Below are 17106 nucleotides of genomic sequence, written 5' to 3' on the forward strand. Positions count from 1 at the left end.
TGATCACGATGGCAGGTCGACTCGTCCGCCGATCACGACAGATCTGGATGAAACTGACGCGAAGGAGTGGCTATAGCGAGCCCCTTCTGAACATTTACATAAAATGGAGAGAAGGAGCATAACGAACGATTGTTCGCAATTCTGTACTCATCCTAACCCTCTGTCCTTTTTTGTTTTTTCTTTGGTTTATATACCTAAAAAAGATATTTATTTCATTTCTGAGAGTGAAGATGACATCTGTTTTAAACATAAAAAGGGAATGGTGGATCACGCATCCATAAAACCAGCAAAAAAGTCAAAGTCGATGTCAATCCATCACGGATTCAGGTAATGAAGCAATAAACCACCTGTTTGGTTGCCCGTTAAAACAACGTATTCCCCTTCATCGTTTTTAACTGCAATGCCTAAACGATCCGCATCGGGATCAGTCGCAATTAATATATCAGCATCGACTTGCTTGCCAAGCTCAATCGCTAACTCGAACGCTGCATGTTCTTCTGGATTCGGGGACTTCACCGTTGAAAAATTCGGATCAGGTTGCTCTTGTTCTTTCACAACAAACACGTTGTCGTAGCCAAATTCCCTTAATCCGCGTTGAACGAGCTTATTTGCCGTGCCGTGAAGCGGTGTAAACACTACTTTCACGTCGACTTCATTCGCTAGTTCAGGGCGAAGGGAAATCGTTTTTAACTTCTGTATGTATGCCTCATCGATCTGTGCACCAATGATTTGAATAAGTCCTTTTTCTTTTAATACGTCTTCTTCTTCCACTGCAAGCTCCCATTCATTTTCAATGGCGTTGACATGTTCAATAACAACATCCGCAATGTGTGGCGGCAATTGCGCCCCATCTTCTCCGTATACTTTATAGCCGTTATACTCCGGTGGATTGTGGCTCGCGGTGATGACAATGCCGGAAAAAGCGCGTAAATGACGCACCGCAAACGAAAGCTCAGGTGTCGGGCGAAGCTCATCAAACACATACGTTTGAATGCCGTGCGTCGCAAGCGTTTTTGCTGCTTCCATCGCAAACTGTTGCGACTTATGGCGTGAATCGTATGCGATAACAACTCCTCGTTTTTTTGCTTCCTCTCCAAACGACTCGACATAGCGCGCTAATCCCGCCGACGCCTTACGCACCGTATATATATTCATTCGATTCGTTCCCGGCCCGATTTCCCCGCGCATGCCACCGGTGCCAAACTCTAACGTTTTATAAAAGCAATCCTCCAATAGCTTTTCATCTTTCTCTAGTTGTTCCAAATGCGCTCGTAATTCTTCGTCTAATTGTGCTTCCTTCCAGCGCTCGTATACCACTTTCCAAGCCATGTTTATCCCTCCATATCATTGCTCATTGTAACTTATTCTCCTACTTTTATTCAAATTCCTTTTTCATCGATAAAAAGGAGCCTCTTACGTAAAGAAGCTCCTTTCTCGTTTAATGATATGAAGGTTCAGAAATCTCGGATAGCGCTTGTTCTGCCTCTTCATCATACGTTTGATTTGTTGCGATGTCTCCAAGCGCAACGATGCCGCAAAGCTCGTTATTTTGTACGATTGGTAAGCGACGAATTTGGTTTTTTGCCATGACTTTTGCTGCTTCGTCAACGCTCATATTTGGCGTCCCTGTCACGACATCGCTTGTCATTACTTGTGAAACGGGCGTCGAAGGGGTCAACCCTTGCGCTGTGATGCGAAGGGTAATGTCACGGTCAGTAACCATCCCTTTTACCTTTCCGTTTTCAACAACAGGAATGGCGCCAACGTTATGCTCATTCATAAGTTGTGCCGCCTCTTGAACGGATTGATCCGGTGTAACCGTTGCCACTTGGCGCGTCATAATCGATTCAACTGTATGGTTCAATATGATCCTCCCCTTTCGTCTTTTATTGTGTACGTTCATCTGTTCATTATGTAAGTAAAATATCGTCGCAATTTACATCATTTCTTTCCATGTACTATAATGAACGAAGAGCGAAATATAAAAAGGTGGGACGATGATGCATAAAGAAAATTACTTATTAGCCGCTTGGGGCGTCGCGCTGATCGCTACACTTGGCAGCCTTTACTTTTCTGAGGTACTAAAATTTATTCCGTGTGAACTTTGTTGGTACCAGCGTATTTTTATGTATCCGCAAGTATTTTTGCTTGGTATGGCTTTCGTACGAAAACAATTTATTATCGCACGTTATACACTGATGTTGTCCATCATCGGTGGAACGATTTCTTTATACCATTATCTCATTCAAAAAGTTCCATTTTTCCGTAATACCGCTCCATCATGTAGCATTGTGCCTTGCACAGGGGATTATTTAAACTGGCTCGGGTTTATTACCATCCCGCTACTAGCGCTGATTGCCTTTATTTTCATTAGTGTAATTAGTTACCGAGTAATTCAAATGGAGAAAGAAGGGAAATACATATGAAAAAGTTGCTTATTTTCGGTGGTGTAATTATCGCTTTATTTATTGCGCTAGCGTGGATTACATCATATACCCAAAAACAAAAAGCAGAAGGGAATCCGTTCGGGAAAGAAGAGCTACATCCTGCCACGATCGATCTTCTCGATGATCCGAATTACAAAAACATTATTTTGCCTGATGAATTAAGAGAAGCATTAAACAATAAAGAAACGATGACGATTTATTTTTACAGTTCAACATGTGAGTTTTGTAAAAAAACGACACCGATCATCGTACCATTAGCGAAAGAAATGGGAATCGACTTGAAGCAATTTAACCTTCTTGAATTTGACGAAGGGTGGAACGAATATCAAATTGAAGCCACGCCAACAATCGTACACTTTCAAAACGGCAAAGAAGTTGCACGCATAGAAGGTTATTATGAAGAAGATGTATTTCGCCAATGGTTTGAACAAATAAAATAAAAAAGCCTTCACAACGAAGGCTTTTTTACATCACCCAAGCATGAACAGGCTTCATATACATGCTGACATATTCATCTTTCTTATGCAAAAAATGTTCAAGAGTGAGCGGAAAACTAATCCCATGCTGTTCTAGCTGTTCAACATTGCGCTGAAACAGATGTTTATAATGATCTTGAAGATGATGGAAAGAGATATACTCAATAATGACTTGTAGTGATTGTAATGCAGAAATAATCGCGAACGCCTCCTTCAGCGTGCCATCATATATGGAGGGTTCAAACTGCAATATGCCTAGCGATTGAAATGTTTCGATTTCGTTATCTGTAAAATATTTCGGGAACATGCACGTATAAAAATGTTCAATGAGTGAACAAATATATTGTTTTTGCCCTTCCGTGGCGACATAGACTGTTTTCAATTGACCTCACCTTTTTCCATTTCTTTTCCTAATCTATAACGAAATTGTAACATACCAACTGCTTTTTTGGGTTTGGTAATTTCTTGTAAAGAAAGAGTGAGACGAATGAAAGTACAGAAAAAAGGAAGCTGGTTCATATTTGACGCCCCATCTTCTTGGGTTGGCTTATCTATTGAGCAAGCGTTCCGGACAAAGTGGTTCGTTCCAAAAAAAATGTTACATGAATGGCGTATGACAAAAGGAGTAGCAATAAATGACAGATTCGTTCCTTTTCATACGATCATTTCAGCGCATGATCGCATTCGCGTTCGCATAAAAGAAGAACATATTGAGCCAACTCCAACATATATCCCGCTTCATATTATATTTGAAGATGAGCATGTGCTCGTTATTAACAAGCCAGCGCATATGGACATCCATCCGACTCACGAAGGCGAAACGAACACGCTAGCAAATGCGGTTGCATTTCACTTTCAATGCGAAGGCATTCACAGCAAAGTTCGTCATGTCCATCGGCTTGATCGCGACACGAGCGGTGCAATTTTGTTCGCCAAACATGCGCTTGCTGGAGCTATTCTCGATAAATATTTAGCGGAACGTGCCATTCAGCGCACATATATTGCTTTAGTTCACGGATATGTCAAACAGAAAAAAGGGACAATCGCGGCTAAAATCGGCCGCGATCGCCATCATCCAACGAGACGGCGCGTATCAAAAACAGGAGATCATGCCATTACGCATTACGAGCGTCTCGAATATGATAAGCAAAAAGATGTATCACTCGTTCGCCTAACGCTTGATACAGGAAAAACACATCAAATTCGCGTCCATATGAGCTATATCGGGCATCCATTAGTTGGGGATACATTGTATGGGGGAAAGCCGTGGCTTGATCGGCAAGCACTGCATGCCATCTCTCTTTCGTTTCCACATCCGTTTACGAAAGAGATTACCACATGTCGTGCCTTATACGATGAAGATGTTTTTGGAAATATAAAAAGAGGCTCGTTATTATAACGCAGCCTCTGTCTACTGTTTGCGGACGACGAGCCACTTCAATTTTTTTACATGATGGCCGTCTAGCTGCATAACGGTGAAAATATAGTCACCAAACTCAATTTGTTCTCCATGACGAATATTATAACGCTCTGTTAACATCCATCCGCCAATCGTGTCGAATACTCATCTAAATGAGTAATAACATGTTTGGCTGCCACTGCTTTTTTATTGCCTTCCTCAATGAGTTGATCGATACGTGATGGGCGCACTTTCACAATCGCAAATTCCGAAGCGACAAAAAACCAGTAAGCGCAATAAGAAAAACGATCATCCATAAACTAAATATGTCCAACGAACGTCCGCACGCATGAATGCGTGCGGACGCCACCTCCTATTGATTAATCTTCATTGTTGCCTTGGAAGAAAATTAATACATACTTAATTAACTCTAACACCGAAATAAGCGCTGCAGCAACATACGTTAGTGCCGCGGCATTTAATACTTTATTGACTCCACGTTCTTCTTCATTGCGAATAATACCTTCCGCAATCATATAGTCTTTTGCACGCGAACTTGCATTAAACTCGACTGGCAACGTAATAACTTGGAATGCTACCGCAAATGAGAATAAAATGATCCCTAAACCAATTAAAGAAAATTGTTGTAATAAAAATCCACCTATAAGAAGAAAAGGAGCAATTCCAGACGTAAAATTCACTAACGGGAACATGCGATGACGTAATACGAGAGCACCGTATGCTTCTTGATGTTGCACCGCATGGCCAACTTCATGAGCCGCTACCGAAACAGCAGCAATCGAACGACCATAGTACACAGGTTCTGATAAGCGAACAGCGCGAGCAATCGGATCGTAATGATCTGTAAGTTTTCCTGGCACAAGCTCTACTGGCACATCATATAAACCGTGACGATCTAGAATGAGACGTGCCACTTCTGCCCCTGTTAAACCAGCTGAAGCAGGTACATCTGACCATTTGTTAAAGTTACCCTTTACTTTAAACTGCGCCCAAATAGATACACCAAAAGCAATTAAAATGAGAAAATCCATTGGATGAAAAAACATAGTACATCCCTCCATCATTTTATATTTTTATATTGTAATGAAAAATGAACGAAAATAAAAGAGAATACCTTCCTTCACACACATTGTATACGACTATTGTGTCCAAAAAGTTTCATAAAACCGAAAAAAAAACCTCACCATAAGCGAGGTTAAATAAATAAATTTACTTTTCCTTCTGTCGCATCTCCTAAATAAGCAGCAACCCCTCCAAGTTCAACACCATCAATTAATTCTTCTTTCTTAATGCCTAATAAATCCATTGTCATCGTACAAGCGACAAGTTTCACTCCTTGCTCTTGTGCCATTTCAATTAATTGCGGAAGCGTCATCGCGTTATGTTTTTTCATCACATGTTTAATCATTTTTGGACCGAGTCCGCTCATGTTCATTTTCGATAATCCTAGTCGATTCGCTCCTTTTGGCATCATCCAGCCAAACATTTTTTCAAGCCATCCTTTTTTTACAGACACGCTTTCTTCTTTTCGTAACGTATTTAATCCCCAAAAAGTAAAGAAAATCGTCACATCATGATCATAAGCCGCAGCACCGTTGGCAATAATAAACGCTGCCATCGCTTTATCTAAATCACCACTAAATAAAATAATTGTTGTTTTCTCCTTTTTTTCCATTTGTTCATCTCCTTTCATTCTGGAAACAAAATACCCCAACAAATTGGGGTATTTTGTTTTAGTGTGTATGGTGAACAGCGCAACGGTTCGGACCAATTTCTAGTTCTTGTTGTTGCTCTGGCGTTGCTTCTTTGACACCACGGTTAATCGCAATAATGTCTTCAAAGTTCGGTGGTGTTTCCGAAGCTGCTGACTGCGCCACATGTTCAACGAACTCCTCTTTCGTTTTCCCTTGCATAATTTCATTCATTTGACGAATGTTGCCTAACGTATTACCGATATATCCTTGATCATTCACTTCTTGATCAAAGTTTGCGTAGTGCGCAGGGAGAACGATGACGTCATCAGCAATTTGCGCAACTTTGTTATACACTGTGTCATACAAGTCTTTTGCCCACTCGCGCGCTTTTCCACCAAGGTCTGGTCGACCAAGGCCGCTGACGAAAATGGTATCGCCCGAGAATAACAATTTATTGTTTACGAAGAACGATACACTTCCCGGAGTATGACCTGGTGTTTTAATCGCTAATACTTCCAAACTTACTTTTTCAAACTCGATGCGATCGTGATTCTCTAGCGGTTCAAATTCGAATACCGCTCCTTCGCTCTTCATTAAATAATATTTAGCACCTGTTTCCTTCGCTAATGCATGTCCACCGGAAATGTGGTCTGCGTGTAAGTGTGAATCAACAATATGTGTAATTGCTACTTGCTCTTTTTCGGCCACTTCTTTGTACGCATCAATGAATCGTGATGGATCAACGATAAGAGCTTCTTTTCCTGATACGACCATATAGGAAAGACAACCTTTGCCGACTCGGATGAATTGATATACTTTCATATCTTCATTTTGATATACGACAACCGGATATAAATATTCACTCCATGCTTTCATGCCGCCTTTTAAATAAAATACTTCTAATCCTTTTTCGGCGAGCATTTCCGCAACCATCATAGAAGACCCTTCTTTTGCGCAAACGACGACGATTTTTTTATCTTTTGGCAAACGCTCTAATACTGGCTCAACACCATCAATTAATTCAAAATAAGGGATATTTAAATATTCAATTTGTTCCCCTTCAATTTTCCAATCCGCAAAGTCTGACTCATTGCGAACATCAAATAAGAAAAACGGTTCTTTATTTACAATCATCTCGTTTATTTGTTGTGCTGTTAACGCATATACTGACATATGTCATCCACCTCTCCTTTATACCTTACAGGGTATTGATATAGATAAAAAAATTATTGTTGCAACAATTGCATAATTCGTTGAGGATCAAATCCAATCACCCAACGCCCATTAATTTCTGTTTGTGGCACTCCCATTTGCCCTGTCGAACGAACAACATAATCAACAGCTTCAGGATGTTGATGCAAGTTCACTTCTTTAAACGGAATGCCTCTTTCAACTAGAAAATTTTTTAACAATGTACAATATGGACATGTTGTTGTTGTATATACAGTTACTTGTTTCATCTCACTACTCCTCCTTTATGTTACGGTATTCTATATACCCCTACTAGTATTATAACATAAAGGATGAACTTTTCAACATTTTTTACAAAATATCCAACCAAATTTTAATCGCTGTTGCTACGATAAGTGCTGATAAAATAAACTGTAATATTTTTGTATTTACCTTTTTACCAACATTCGCTCCAATCGGGGAAGCAATTAAACTTGCAACAACCATAATGAACGCCGTCCAAAAATCAAATTGACCTGTCGTAATTTTTCCTACTGTTGCCCCAATCGATGAAATAAACGTAATAGCTAGTGAAGTCGCAATTGTCATGCGCGTTGGAATTTTTAATACGACGAGCATAATTGGTACGAGAATAAACGCACCAGCAGCACCAACAATTCCAGCACTCACACCGACAATGAATGCTAATGCCGCAGCAAGCCATTTGTTGAATGTTACTTGATCAAGTGGAATGTTGTCAATTCCTTTTTTCGGAACGAACATCATCATTGCCGCGATAGTAGCTAACACCGCATAAACGATATTGATGCCGCCTTCGCTCATTAATTTCGAGCCGTAACCGCCAATGAAACTACCGATCAAAATGCTCGTTCCCATGTAAATAATTAACGTCTTGTTTAAATACCCACCTTTACGGTACGCCCAAACACCGCCAATCGTCGCAAATAATACTTGAATGGCGCTAATGCCTGATACTTCATGCGCGCTGAATGCCGCATAGCCTAACAATGGTGGGATATATAGCAACATCGGATATTTAATAATTGAACCACCAATCCCGACCATGCCGGAAATGAACGAACCGATGAAACCGATGAGAAAAACCGTCACGATAAAGCCTATGCTCATGCTAGCTCACTCCTTACATTGAACATCGGGAAACATTCCCGATGTTCACTACGCTTTACGAGCCCAAAATTTTAGTACATCGCCTTCTTCAATCATGTCGATCATCTCATGACCAGCCGATTTCGCCCATGCAGATAAATCGTTTTTTGCTCCTTTATCCGTGACATGAATTTCTAGCACTTGACCTGATTGTAACGTATCCATCGCTTTTTTTGTCCGAACAATCGGCATTGGACACGCTAACCCTTTTGCATCAACAACAAGATCCGCTTTCATGTTTTTCCCTCCTTAAAATGTTAACGTAATGTCAGCGTCTTTCGCAAAATCAAGGAATGTAACGGCTCCACCAACATCAATGCCGTCTACAAAATGTTCTTTTGTTAATCCCATAACATCCATCGTCATTTGGCATGCGATAAACTTCACGCCCATTTCTTGCGCCATTCCCACAAGTTCTGGAATGGATGGGACGTTCGCTTGTGCAAATCCTTGTTGAATTTGTTCTTTTCCTTCTGGTAACGGCAGTTGTTTATACGCTTCCTTATGAATTAAATTCAATCCTTCAAACGTAAAGAAAATCGCTACTTCCGCTTCTGTTGCAGCAGCTGCTGTTGCAATGTTAAATACTTTATATGCATCAAATAAACCGCCGTTTGCTGCAATAATTGCTACACGTTTTTTCATTATTCATTTCCCCCTTTAACCATTGTTCCTTTCCATTCTGTCATGCCTGGAATGACGTTAAATACATGCGCAAATCCTTTTTCAGCTAATTGTTGGGCTGCAAGGTCACTGCGATTGCCTGTTCGACAAATGACGTAAATCGTCTCATTTTTGTTTAATTCATTCATACGTGTTTCTAATTGTCCAAGCGGAATATGATACGCCCCTGGTATATGACCAAACGCATATTCTGCTTCTTCACGCACATCTAAAATAAACGGTTGTTCATTGTTTTCTACTTTTCTTTGCAATTCATCTAAAGCGACGACATGAGGGTATTTTGTTTCTTCTTTCACTTCGGTAGGATTCGCCTTACGAAGGTAATGCTTCAATACCTCCCCTTCTTCGATCGTTCCGATGTATTGGTGTCCTGTATTTTTTGCCCAACCTTGAATATCAGCAAGCGATCCTTTATCCGTTGCTTGCACCTCAAGCACTTGACCAGGTTGTAATTGCTCCATCGCCTTTTTCGTACGAACAATCGGCATCGGACACGCTAGTCCGCGCGCATCAACGACATAATCTACGTGAATTGTCACTTTACTCCCTCCCCTTTTTCAACTTCTCCTGTCCATTCGAGCATCCCGCCCGTCATATTTACGACGCGGTATCCGTAACTCTCTAACAATTGGCAAGCCATACCACTTCGATTTCCTGAGCGGCAGACAAGAATATGTTCTTGATCTTTATTCACTTCGTTCATCCGCTCAAGTAATTGACCGAGCGGGATGTGACAAGCACCAGGAATTTTCCCTTGAGCCACTTCTTCACCCTCGCGCACATCAATAATGCTTAGCGCACGACCTTCTTTTAATTGTTGCTCTACTTCCTGTGGCAATATATGCTTCATTTTTATCACCTCTCTATACTCATGAGGGTATATTTTGTTTTAAAAAAATAAGTTATTACCATTACCTCTATGAGTATATTACAACCCCCACACCTGTTTGTCAACTGTTTTTTTACGAAAAAAAACCTTGCATGACACAAGGATTTAAACGAGTGTTTTCAATTCTTCTTTCCGGAAAAACGACCTCATTGCCTGTAACACATCCGACTTTTGTTTCAAAATGTAGTAGCGAAACTTTTCATCTTTAATATGCTTATATGCGGACATAAGCGTGGAATGGCGATTGTACTGATTTACTTCCCCGTATCCAAACATATTCGATACTTTCATTAGCTCTTGCACGAGCTTCACACAGCGCGCGTTATCGGATGTTAAGTTGTCGCCATCGGAAAAATGAAATGGATAAATGTTATACTTCGTCGGTGAATAGGTCGTTTCAATGACTTCAAGCGCCTTTCGATACGCTGATGAACAAATCGTTCCACCGCTTTCCCCTTTTGTGAAAAACTCTTCTTCTGTTACAACTTTTGCTTCGGTATGATGAGCGATAAAAACGATATCTACCGTTTCATATTTTGTTCGTAAAAAACGCGTCATCCAAAAGAAAAAGCTTCTAGCCATATATTTTTCCCATACGCCCATTGAGCCGCTCGTATCCATCATCGCAATAACAACCGCTTTTGAATCAGGCTTAATGACTTCATTCCACGTTTTAAACTTTAAATCTTCCGGATAAATAGGATAAAAGCCTGGATTGCCGCTTAACGCATTTCGTTTAAATGCAGCCATCATCGTTTTTTTCTTATCAATATTCCCCATGAGCCCTGTTTTACGAATATCATTAAATTCAATATGCTGGACAACATGATCAGCGTGTTGTTTTTTCTTTAAGTCTGGAAGTTCTAATTGACTGAATAACGCTTCTTCAAGCTCCATAAGCGACACTTCTGCTTCATAATAGTCTTGCCCTGCCATATCGCCAGCTCCTTGACCTTTCCCCGGTCCTTTTTGACCGTCCCCAGATCCATCTCGCGCAATAACATCGCCAACTTGACTGTCCCCATCTCCTTGGCCGACGTGCTTATTTTTGTCATAGTTATAACGAATTTTGTATTCATCTAGTGAACGAATCGGAATTTTTATGACGTCTCGACCGTTGGACATAATAATACTTTCTTCTGTAATTAAATCTCCAAGGTTGTTTTTAATAGCTTCTTTCACTTTTTCCTCATGCCGTTTTTGATCATCGTGGCCTTTTCGATGGAGGGACCAATCTTCCTTTGACACAATGAAATTTCTGCTCATTTTTTCCCCTCCTACATATAAGATAATGATGCACATTTTCCTTTGTTCTCGCATACACTATGTTGGCTTGCAAAAATCATTGATGAATGGTTGGTTACTTTATCCTATGCAAAGACCGAAAAAAATTGACAAATGATTTCGAAAATTGTTCCAGTCTCTTTCCTTTGGACAAGCCTGTTTCCTCAAGTGATAAAACAAAGCATGCCAAGCGCGGCATGCTTTATCGGTTTAACAAACTTCCGACGTAACGAAGCAATTCATTCGCAGAAGTCGAGTTATAACCGTGTTCGTCAATCAATCTTGCAACGACTTCATTAATTTTCTTTAGTTGCTGTTCATCAGGTGTTTTTGTAGATGTTGTAATTTTCACGATATCTTTTAAATCAGCGAACAACTTTTTCTGAATGGCTTCGCGCAATCGCTCGTGTGAATTGTAATCAAATCGCTGACCTTTTCGTGCGTACGCAGAAATACGAATCAAAATTTCTTCACGAAACGCTTTTTTTGCGTTTTCTGAAATGCCGATTTGCTCCTCAATCGAGCGCATGAGCTTTTCATCTGGATTCATCTCTTCCCCTGTAAGCGGATCGCGAATTTTAGCTTTGTTGCAATACGCCTCTACATTATCTAAATAATTGTCCATCAACGTTTTCGCTGATTCTTCATATGAGTAGACGAACGCTTTTTGTACTTCACGTTTAGCAATCTCATCGTACTCTTTTCGAGCAATTGAAATGAAATTTAAGTAACGTTCCCGATCTTCTTTCGAAATGGATGGGTGATGCTCTAATCCTTCTTTTAATGCTCGCAATACGTCTAGTGCATTAATGGACGGCACTTCTTTTCGAATAATACAAGACGAGATGCGGTTAATAACATAGCGAGGATCAATGCCGCTCATTCCTTCGTCCGGATATTCTTTTTTCAGCTCCTCGACATCCACTTCATTAAATCCTTCAACTAACTCACCGTCATACAAGCGCATTTTTTTCACAAGGTCGATATCGCCGCGCTTCGGTTCTTTTAATCGCGTTAAAATGGTAAACATCGCAGCAACTCGTAGCGTATGCGGGGCAATATGCACATCTGCCACATCGCTTTCACGAATCATTTTTTCATAAATGCGTTCTTCTTCTGACACTTTTAAGTTGTACGGAATCGGCATGACGATAATACGCGAATGAAGCGCCTCATTTTTCTTATTAGCAATAAACGAACGATACTCTGTTTCATTCGTATGAGCAACAATTAATTCATCAGCACTAATAAGTGCAAAACGTCCCGCTTTAAAATTTCCTTCTTGCGTCAAGGAAAGTAAATGCCATAAAAATTTTTCATCACATTTCAGCATCTCTTGAAATTCCATAATGCCTCGATTCGCTTTGTTTAACTCACCGTCAAACCGATACGCCCGCGGGTCAGATTCCGATCCGTACTGAGCAATCGTTGAAAAATCAATGCTCCCTGTTAAATCTGCGATATCTTGTGACTTCGGATCGGACGGACTAAATGTTCCGATACCAACACGCTTATCTTCCGAGAAAAAGATACGTTCGACCATCACATCTTCAATGTGGCCACCATACTCTTTTTCAAGCCGCATCATATTGAGCGGTGACAAATTTCCTTCAATGCGAATGCCGTACTCTTTATAAAATTCATCGCGCAAATGGTGCGGAATGAGGTGAAGCGGATCTTCATGCATCGGACATCCTTTAATGGCATATACAGCACCGCGATCGGTATATGAATACGCTTCAAGCCCTCGTTTTAACATCGTCACAAGCGTCGATTTCCCACCGCTGACTGGCCCCATTAACAACAAAATACGTTTTCGAACATCTAATCGTTTCGCGGCTGGGTGAAAATATTCTTCCACAAGTCGTTCTAACGCTTCCTCAAGCCCGAATAATTGACCGCTAAAGAAGTTGTATTTTTTCTTCCCATCCACTTCCTCGATGCCAGCATCTTTAATCATATTGTAAACGCGAGAGTGAGCAGACTGAGCCACCCACGGCTTTTCTTTTACGATTTCTAAATATTCCGCAAATGTCCCTTCCCACTTTAACTTCTGTTCTTCTTCTCTATATTTTTGTATTTTTTTTAAAATGTCCATACACGGACCTCCTCCACCGTTGTGATCTATCATTGTGATTAATACCATATGTATGCAAGGATGTCCGGGATCATTCGTGAAAGAATGACTTTCATCCCGACATGCAATTAAGCTATAATGAAAACGTGGACATTTGTTGTCACTTCATCAAGGGAGGAGATTGTATATGAAGACGCTTCTCGTTCTTGGCGTAATCGGTGCCTTTTTGGTGGCGATCTTCACAGCAGGATATAATGATAAGCCAGAAGTAAAAAATTAAGCGACTTTCATTCGAAAGTCGCTTAAAATACGTTTGGAAAGTTTTGTTGTCTTAACGCTTCATACACGAGAATAGCAGCTGTGTTCGATAAATTGAGCGAACGGACGTATTCATTCATCGGAATACGCAAACAACGTTCCATGTTATTTTCAATTAAATCTTTCGGCAATCCGCTTGTTTCGCGACCGAAAACGAAAAAGTAGTCTTTCGTTTGATCGCTATAGTCAAACGAGGTGTAATATTTTTCTCCAAACTTCGTAATAAAGAAAAATTGGCCTTCCTTATATTTTTCGAAAAGCTCTTGTAATGAATCGTAATAATGAACGTTAACATACTCCCAATAATCTAATCCGGCACGCTTTAACATTTTGTCATCAGTTGAAAATCCGAGCGGTCGAATTAAATGTAATGACGTTCCTGTCGCCGCGCATGTACGCGCGATATTTCCTGTGTTTGCTGGAATTTCTGGTTGGTACAACACAACATGTAAACCCACGCTCTTCACTCCTATATCCGGTCAATAATATGGAAAAACTTATATTGAATATTTGGCGTATACGCCGTTGAGTCTTCATATGACCAATAACGCATTCTACTATTGGACGTATGGGCATTGACGAGAGGCATACCTTGTTTATCTTTCGCAACAACAATCGTCGTATGATCAAAGCGTCCGTTCCCTTGAAAATCATAACAAATGACATCACCGAGAGACAACTGTTCTGGCGATTTTTTTTCAACTGCTTGAATACCTGTTTTCGTTCCACTTAAATACCAACGAAATGCATGCGCAACCGTCCACGTATAACTCCAATCGTTTTTTCGCATCCACCATCCTTTCGTTTTATTTGGATATCCGATCATCGGAATACCGCCCGCATGCAAACATTGAGAAACGAAATTTGTACAATCAACAGGGAATTGATGAAACGCGGGGTTATGATCATTCCACCATACTTCAGCATATTTCACCGCCGCCAGCCGATCATACGTATAACGAACTCGTTCATCTTCATGACGTTCTTGTTTTTTTTCCATTTGCTCTGTCTTGAGATGAGGCACAACAAGATGGTCGCTCACAAGCTTACCACGTTCAAAAATGGCTTCCCGTACCTCTTGTTTCTCCTCGACATACATCCACCCGTCTTGCCAAATAAAAAAACGGAAATGAACGATGTAGCGGACGAACGTGTGAGGGGCAATATGTTTCTTTTCTATTACGACTCCTTTTCCTTCGCATTTCACAAGCTTCGCCTGTCGCTTCGCAAGCAGTTGCTTTTTTCGTTCCATTTCCTCATCCGTCACATTAGCCGCAAAAAAGGAACGAATACGCTGATCGAGAAGGGCGTGTAGCTGTTTTCTCATCTCGCTCACCACTTTTACCTTTTTTACTACGTTATGTCGTAAACAATAGAAAAACAACTACACTCTTTTAAGCATCGCTAACGCGTTATCAATTTCTCGAATAACGTCCTCATCTTGTTCTTTTTCTTTTGCTTGCTGCAACATCGGCACAACTTTCCTGTTTCCGATTTTCCCAAGCGCCCACGCCGCGGTTCCACGAATGACAGGACGTGAATCTTCCTGAAGCAGTACGAATAAATCATCTATCGCACTCTCATCTTTGTAATGAGCCAATGCAATGATCGCATTCCGTTGAATCGGTTTTTTCCCACGCCATGCCCCCGATAAATGCCCAAACGTCTCTTTAAATTGCCGATTCGTCATATGAAGAATTGGTTTTAATAGCGGTTTCACCACTTCCGGATCGGGTTCCATCTCTGGATGAAAGTGAAAGTCTTTTCCTTTATTTTTTGGACAAACGAGCTGGCACGTATCACATCCGTACAATCGATTACCAATTTTATCGCGAAACTCATCAGGAATAAACGTTTTCGTTTGCGTTAAAAAAGCGATACATCGTTTCGCATTCAACTGTCCCCCTTGCACAAGTGCGCCTGTCGGACAAGCATCAATGCAGCGCGTGCACGTCCCGCATTGATCTTCAATTGGCGCATCCGGAGGAAACGGGATATTTGTAATCATTTCTCCTAAATATACGTACGATCCAAACTCTGGCGTAATAATTGAGCAGTTTTTCCCACTCCACCCGATACCTGCACGCTCGGCTACCGCCCGATCCGATAACTCCCCGGTATCGACCATCGATTTTACTTTTGCATCTGGTACACGGGTGAGAATAAATTGCTCTAGCTTTTGCAGCCGCTCGCGTAAAATGATGTGATAATCTTGTCCCCAAGATGCGCGACAAAAAATGCCTCGACGTTCTTTTTTTGTACTTCGTGGAGCGTTTTTCAATTTTGACGGGTAGGCAAGGGCGATCGCAATAATGGAACGCGCTTCTTTCAACAACAAAGATGGAGTTGTTCGTTTGTCAATATCCGGTTCTTCAAATCCTGATTCATAACCGAGTCGTTGTTGCTCACGTAGCCGTTCTTTTAATTCGCTAAACGGATCAGCACTGGCAAAACCGATTTTATCGATACCAATCGTTCGACTATATTGAATAATTTCCTCTTTTAATGCAGCAACGTCCACTACCCATCCCTCCTTTCATCGCTGTTTATGATACAATGTAAAGAAAAAGGAGTGAACGATATGGTAACCATTTCTGACACAATCAAACATCATGTGGCTCATTTTAAAATTGGAGTCATTACATATGAACAAATTGTCGTCGGCGCATCTCCAAATATGTTGAAAGGAAAACTCCGTCAATTTCAAGAACTATTGTATTTTGACATGGAGCAAACACCATTGGCTGACTGGCCTGAAGTGAAAGAATGGCGATCGGTGTTCAAGCAGGTCGGCACAGATCCAAGCCGCTACCGCCCCTCATCAGAAAGTTTGCTTCGTCGCATACAAAAGCAAAGCTTTATTCCATCTATTCACTCGGCTGTCGATATAAATAACTTTTTTTCCTTATATTATAAACTTCCTATCGGCATTTATGATCGTAACAATCTACACGGAGACATTGTCGTCACAATCGGCACTGAAGCAGACGAATACATCGGCATCAATGATCGTACAACAAATTTTGAGAAGAAACTTGTCACAAAAGATGCACAAGGTGCGTTTGGTAGCCCGATCGTCGATTCAAAACGAACGATGGTTACAGACAAAACGACACATGCGATTCAAATCGTATACTTTCTCCCATCATTCACAACAACAACATGCGAGCAAATACTACAAGCAATGAAAAAGATGTTTGTTCAAATTCATGGTGGTCATGCATATACACAACTTATATTATAACAAGCACGGGGCATGCAAAATAAAAAAACGCAATGCCCCGTTCATCTTCGAAACGAAACACTGCGTTGTCCCCGTATGTATGGAGCGGGTGATGGGAATCGAACCCACGACATCAGCTTGGAAGGCTGAGGTTTTACCACTAAACTACACCCGCACGCTTCAATTCAGTATACCTACAATCATTTACCACGCCCGACCATGCCTCTTCCTCTACT

The 17106-nt window shown here is 40.9% G+C and carries 21 protein-coding genes, 1 tRNA gene and 2 pseudogenes; 4 read left to right on the forward strand and 20 right to left on the reverse strand.

All coding sequences use genetic code 11. The features are described from left to right. Nucleotides 1-324 precede the first annotated feature (324 nt). Both BM213_RS11210 and BM213_RS11215 read right to left on the reverse strand, forming a co-directional pair. Nucleotides 325-1329, reverse strand: a pseudogene (locus BM213_RS11210) (phospho-sugar mutase); the annotation flags it as partial. Nucleotides 1330-1438: 109 nt separating this feature from the next. Then, the gene (locus BM213_RS11215) at nucleotides 1439-1903 is read right to left on the reverse strand and encodes a CBS domain-containing protein (protein WP_091704130.1); all 465 of its coding nucleotides are present in this window, start codon (nucleotides 1901-1903) and stop codon (nucleotides 1439-1441) included. A gap of 94 nt (nucleotides 1904-1997) precedes the next feature. On the opposite strand from BM213_RS11215, the gene BM213_RS11220 reads away from it, so the two are divergent. Further along, the gene (locus BM213_RS11220) at nucleotides 1998-2426 is read left to right on the forward strand and encodes a disulfide oxidoreductase (RefSeq protein WP_091704133.1); all 429 of its coding nucleotides are present in this window, start codon (nucleotides 1998-2000) and stop codon (nucleotides 2424-2426) included. Continuing rightward, nucleotides 2423-2887 (forward strand): thioredoxin family protein, encoded by a 465-nt coding sequence (locus tag BM213_RS11225; RefSeq protein ID WP_091704136.1) that lies wholly within the window; start codon nucleotides 2423-2425, stop codon nucleotides 2885-2887. The genes BM213_RS11220 and BM213_RS11225 overlap by 4 nt, the downstream gene beginning before the upstream one ends. A gap of 25 nt (nucleotides 2888-2912) precedes the next feature. Here BM213_RS11225 and BM213_RS11230 read toward each other — a convergent pair whose 3' ends face one another. Next, nucleotides 2913-3305, reverse strand: coding sequence for a DUF5365 family protein (locus tag BM213_RS11230; RefSeq protein ID WP_091704139.1), 393 nt, complete (start codon nucleotides 3303-3305; stop codon nucleotides 2913-2915). 105 nt (nucleotides 3306-3410) lie between these two features. Between BM213_RS11230 and BM213_RS11235 the strand changes: the two genes are divergently transcribed. After that, nucleotides 3411-4322 (forward strand): RluA family pseudouridine synthase, encoded by a 912-nt coding sequence (locus tag BM213_RS11235; RefSeq protein ID WP_091704142.1) that lies wholly within the window; start codon nucleotides 3411-3413, stop codon nucleotides 4320-4322. 12 nt (nucleotides 4323-4334) lie between these two features. On the opposite strand, the gene BM213_RS11240 is transcribed toward BM213_RS11235, so the two are convergent. The 16 genes and pseudogenes from BM213_RS11240 to queG form a co-directional block, all read right to left on the reverse strand. Beyond that, on the reverse strand, nucleotides 4335-4463 hold the full coding sequence (locus BM213_RS11240) for a hypothetical protein (RefSeq protein WP_091704144.1): 129 nt from the start codon (nucleotides 4461-4463) through the stop codon (nucleotides 4335-4337). Between the two features lie 20 nt (nucleotides 4464-4483). Then, nucleotides 4484-4635 (reverse strand): annotated as a pseudogene (locus BM213_RS11245) (CNNM domain-containing protein); the annotation flags it as partial. A gap of 67 nt (nucleotides 4636-4702) precedes the next feature. After that, on the reverse strand, nucleotides 4703-5389 hold the full coding sequence (locus BM213_RS11250; protein ID WP_091704147.1) for a zinc metallopeptidase: 687 nt from the start codon (nucleotides 5387-5389) through the stop codon (nucleotides 4703-4705). 149 nt (nucleotides 5390-5538) lie between these two features. Then, complete coding sequence (locus tag BM213_RS11255) at nucleotides 5539-6018, reverse strand: DsrE/DsrF/DrsH-like family protein (RefSeq protein WP_091704149.1); 480 nt, start codon at nucleotides 6016-6018, stop codon at nucleotides 5539-5541. 58 nt (nucleotides 6019-6076) lie between these two features. Then, nucleotides 6077-7210: an MBL fold metallo-hydrolase gene (locus BM213_RS11260; RefSeq protein ID WP_091704152.1), complete on the reverse strand. Its 1134-nt coding sequence runs from the start codon at nucleotides 7208-7210 to the stop codon at nucleotides 6077-6079. Between the two features lie 53 nt (nucleotides 7211-7263). Then, entirely contained in the window at nucleotides 7264-7497 is a 234-nt protein-coding gene (locus tag BM213_RS11265; protein ID WP_003399184.1) for a glutaredoxin family protein, read from the reverse strand. A gap of 82 nt (nucleotides 7498-7579) precedes the next feature. Then, complete coding sequence (locus BM213_RS11270; protein WP_091704155.1) at nucleotides 7580-8356, reverse strand: sulfite exporter TauE/SafE family protein; 777 nt, start codon at nucleotides 8354-8356, stop codon at nucleotides 7580-7582. A 48-nt stretch (nucleotides 8357-8404) separates the two neighbouring features. Beyond that, complete coding sequence (locus BM213_RS11275) at nucleotides 8405-8632, reverse strand: sulfurtransferase TusA family protein (protein WP_091704158.1); 228 nt, start codon at nucleotides 8630-8632, stop codon at nucleotides 8405-8407. 12 nt (nucleotides 8633-8644) lie between these two features. Beyond that, complete coding sequence (locus BM213_RS11280) at nucleotides 8645-9040, reverse strand: DsrE/DsrF/DrsH-like family protein (protein WP_003399177.1); 396 nt, start codon at nucleotides 9038-9040, stop codon at nucleotides 8645-8647. Further along, the gene (locus BM213_RS11285) at nucleotides 9040-9618 is read right to left on the reverse strand and encodes a sulfurtransferase TusA family protein (RefSeq protein ID WP_003399174.1); all 579 of its coding nucleotides are present in this window, start codon (nucleotides 9616-9618) and stop codon (nucleotides 9040-9042) included. Before BM213_RS11285 ends, BM213_RS11280 begins: the two co-directional genes overlap by 1 nt. Beyond that, the gene (locus tag BM213_RS11290) at nucleotides 9615-9929 is read right to left on the reverse strand and encodes a rhodanese-like domain-containing protein (protein ID WP_091704161.1); all 315 of its coding nucleotides are present in this window, start codon (nucleotides 9927-9929) and stop codon (nucleotides 9615-9617) included. Before BM213_RS11290 ends, BM213_RS11285 begins: the two co-directional genes overlap by 4 nt. A gap of 144 nt (nucleotides 9930-10073) precedes the next feature. Further along, nucleotides 10074-11234 (reverse strand): sporulation protein YhbH, encoded by a 1161-nt coding sequence (gene yhbH, locus BM213_RS11295; protein WP_091704167.1) that lies wholly within the window; start codon nucleotides 11232-11234, stop codon nucleotides 10074-10076. Between the two features lie 220 nt (nucleotides 11235-11454). Continuing rightward, entirely contained in the window at nucleotides 11455-13350 is a 1896-nt protein-coding gene (locus BM213_RS11300; protein WP_091704174.1) for a PrkA family serine protein kinase, read from the reverse strand. A gap of 281 nt (nucleotides 13351-13631) precedes the next feature. Beyond that, complete coding sequence (gene trmL, locus BM213_RS11305) at nucleotides 13632-14105, reverse strand: tRNA (uridine(34)/cytosine(34)/5-carboxymethylaminomethyluridine(34)-2'-O)-methyltransferase TrmL (protein ID WP_425265929.1); 474 nt, start codon at nucleotides 14103-14105, stop codon at nucleotides 13632-13634. Between the two features lie 11 nt (nucleotides 14106-14116). Beyond that, nucleotides 14117-14974, reverse strand: a complete 858-nt coding sequence (locus tag BM213_RS11310; protein WP_091704183.1) for an amidase domain-containing protein — start codon at nucleotides 14972-14974, stop codon at nucleotides 14117-14119. A gap of 57 nt (nucleotides 14975-15031) precedes the next feature. Next, on the reverse strand, nucleotides 15032-16168 hold the full coding sequence (gene queG / locus BM213_RS11315) for a tRNA epoxyqueuosine(34) reductase QueG (RefSeq protein WP_091704187.1): 1137 nt from the start codon (nucleotides 16166-16168) through the stop codon (nucleotides 15032-15034). Between the two features lie 60 nt (nucleotides 16169-16228). Here queG and BM213_RS11320 point away from each other — a divergent pair, with 60 nt between their 5' ends. Next, complete coding sequence (locus BM213_RS11320; protein WP_167357406.1) at nucleotides 16229-16891, forward strand: B3/B4 domain-containing protein; 663 nt, start codon at nucleotides 16229-16231, stop codon at nucleotides 16889-16891. 80 nt (nucleotides 16892-16971) lie between these two features. Here BM213_RS11320 and BM213_RS11325 read toward each other — a convergent pair. Further along, nucleotides 16972-17045: transfer RNA gene (locus BM213_RS11325), tRNA-Gly, on the reverse strand. Nucleotides 17046-17106: the final 61 nt, after the last annotated feature.

This window comes from Anoxybacillus pushchinoensis (assembly GCF_900111795.1).
Lineage (GTDB): Bacteria > Bacillota > Bacilli > Bacillales > Anoxybacillaceae > Anoxybacillus > Anoxybacillus pushchinoensis.

Bases quoted from the DNA above. Each gene is read 5' to 3' on its own strand.
- BM213_RS11275 (WP_091704158.1), bottom strand. From the start codon at position 8,632: ATGAAAGCGGATCTTGTTGTTGATGCAAAAGGGTTAGCGTGTCCAATG.
- BM213_RS11215 (WP_091704130.1), bottom strand. From the start codon at position 1,903: ATGAACGTACACAATAAAAGACGAAAGGGGAGGATCATATTGAACCAT.
- BM213_RS11300 (WP_091704174.1), bottom strand. From the start codon at position 13,350: ATGGACATTTTAAAAAAAATACAAAAATATAGAGAAGAAGAACAGAAG.
- BM213_RS11310 (WP_091704183.1), bottom strand. From the start codon at position 14,974: ATGAGAAAACAGCTACACGCCCTTCTCGATCAGCGTATTCGTTCCTTT.
- BM213_RS11225 (WP_091704136.1), top strand. From the start codon at position 2,423: ATGAAAAAGTTGCTTATTTTCGGTGGTGTAATTATCGCTTTATTTATT.
- BM213_RS11290 (WP_091704161.1), bottom strand. From the start codon at position 9,929: ATGAAGCATATATTGCCACAGGAAGTAGAGCAACAATTAAAAGAAGGT.
- BM213_RS11240 (WP_091704144.1), bottom strand. From the start codon at position 4,463: ATGTTAACAGAGCGTTATAATATTCGTCATGGAGAACAAATTGAGTTT.
- BM213_RS11235 (WP_091704142.1), top strand. From the start codon at position 3,411: ATGAAAGTACAGAAAAAAGGAAGCTGGTTCATATTTGACGCCCCATCT.
- BM213_RS11270 (WP_091704155.1), bottom strand. From the start codon at position 8,356: ATGAGCATAGGCTTTATCGTGACGGTTTTTCTCATCGGTTTCATCGGT.
- BM213_RS11260 (WP_091704152.1), bottom strand. From the start codon at position 7,210: ATGTCAGTATATGCGTTAACAGCACAACAAATAAACGAGATGATTGTA.
- yhbH (WP_091704167.1), bottom strand. From the start codon at position 11,234: ATGAGCAGAAATTTCATTGTGTCAAAGGAAGATTGGTCCCTCCATCGA.
- BM213_RS11250 (WP_091704147.1), bottom strand. From the start codon at position 5,389: ATGTTTTTTCATCCAATGGATTTTCTCATTTTAATTGCTTTTGGTGTA.
- BM213_RS11255 (WP_091704149.1), bottom strand. From the start codon at position 6,018: ATGGAAAAAAAGGAGAAAACAACAATTATTTTATTTAGTGGTGATTTA.
- BM213_RS11265 (WP_003399184.1), bottom strand. From the start codon at position 7,497: ATGAAACAAGTAACTGTATATACAACAACAACATGTCCATATTGTACA.
- BM213_RS11220 (WP_091704133.1), top strand. From the start codon at position 1,998: ATGATGCATAAAGAAAATTACTTATTAGCCGCTTGGGGCGTCGCGCTG.
- BM213_RS11320 (WP_167357406.1), top strand. From the start codon at position 16,229: ATGGTAACCATTTCTGACACAATCAAACATCATGTGGCTCATTTTAAA.
- BM213_RS11280 (WP_003399177.1), bottom strand. From the start codon at position 9,040: ATGAAAAAACGTGTAGCAATTATTGCAGCAAACGGCGGTTTATTTGAT.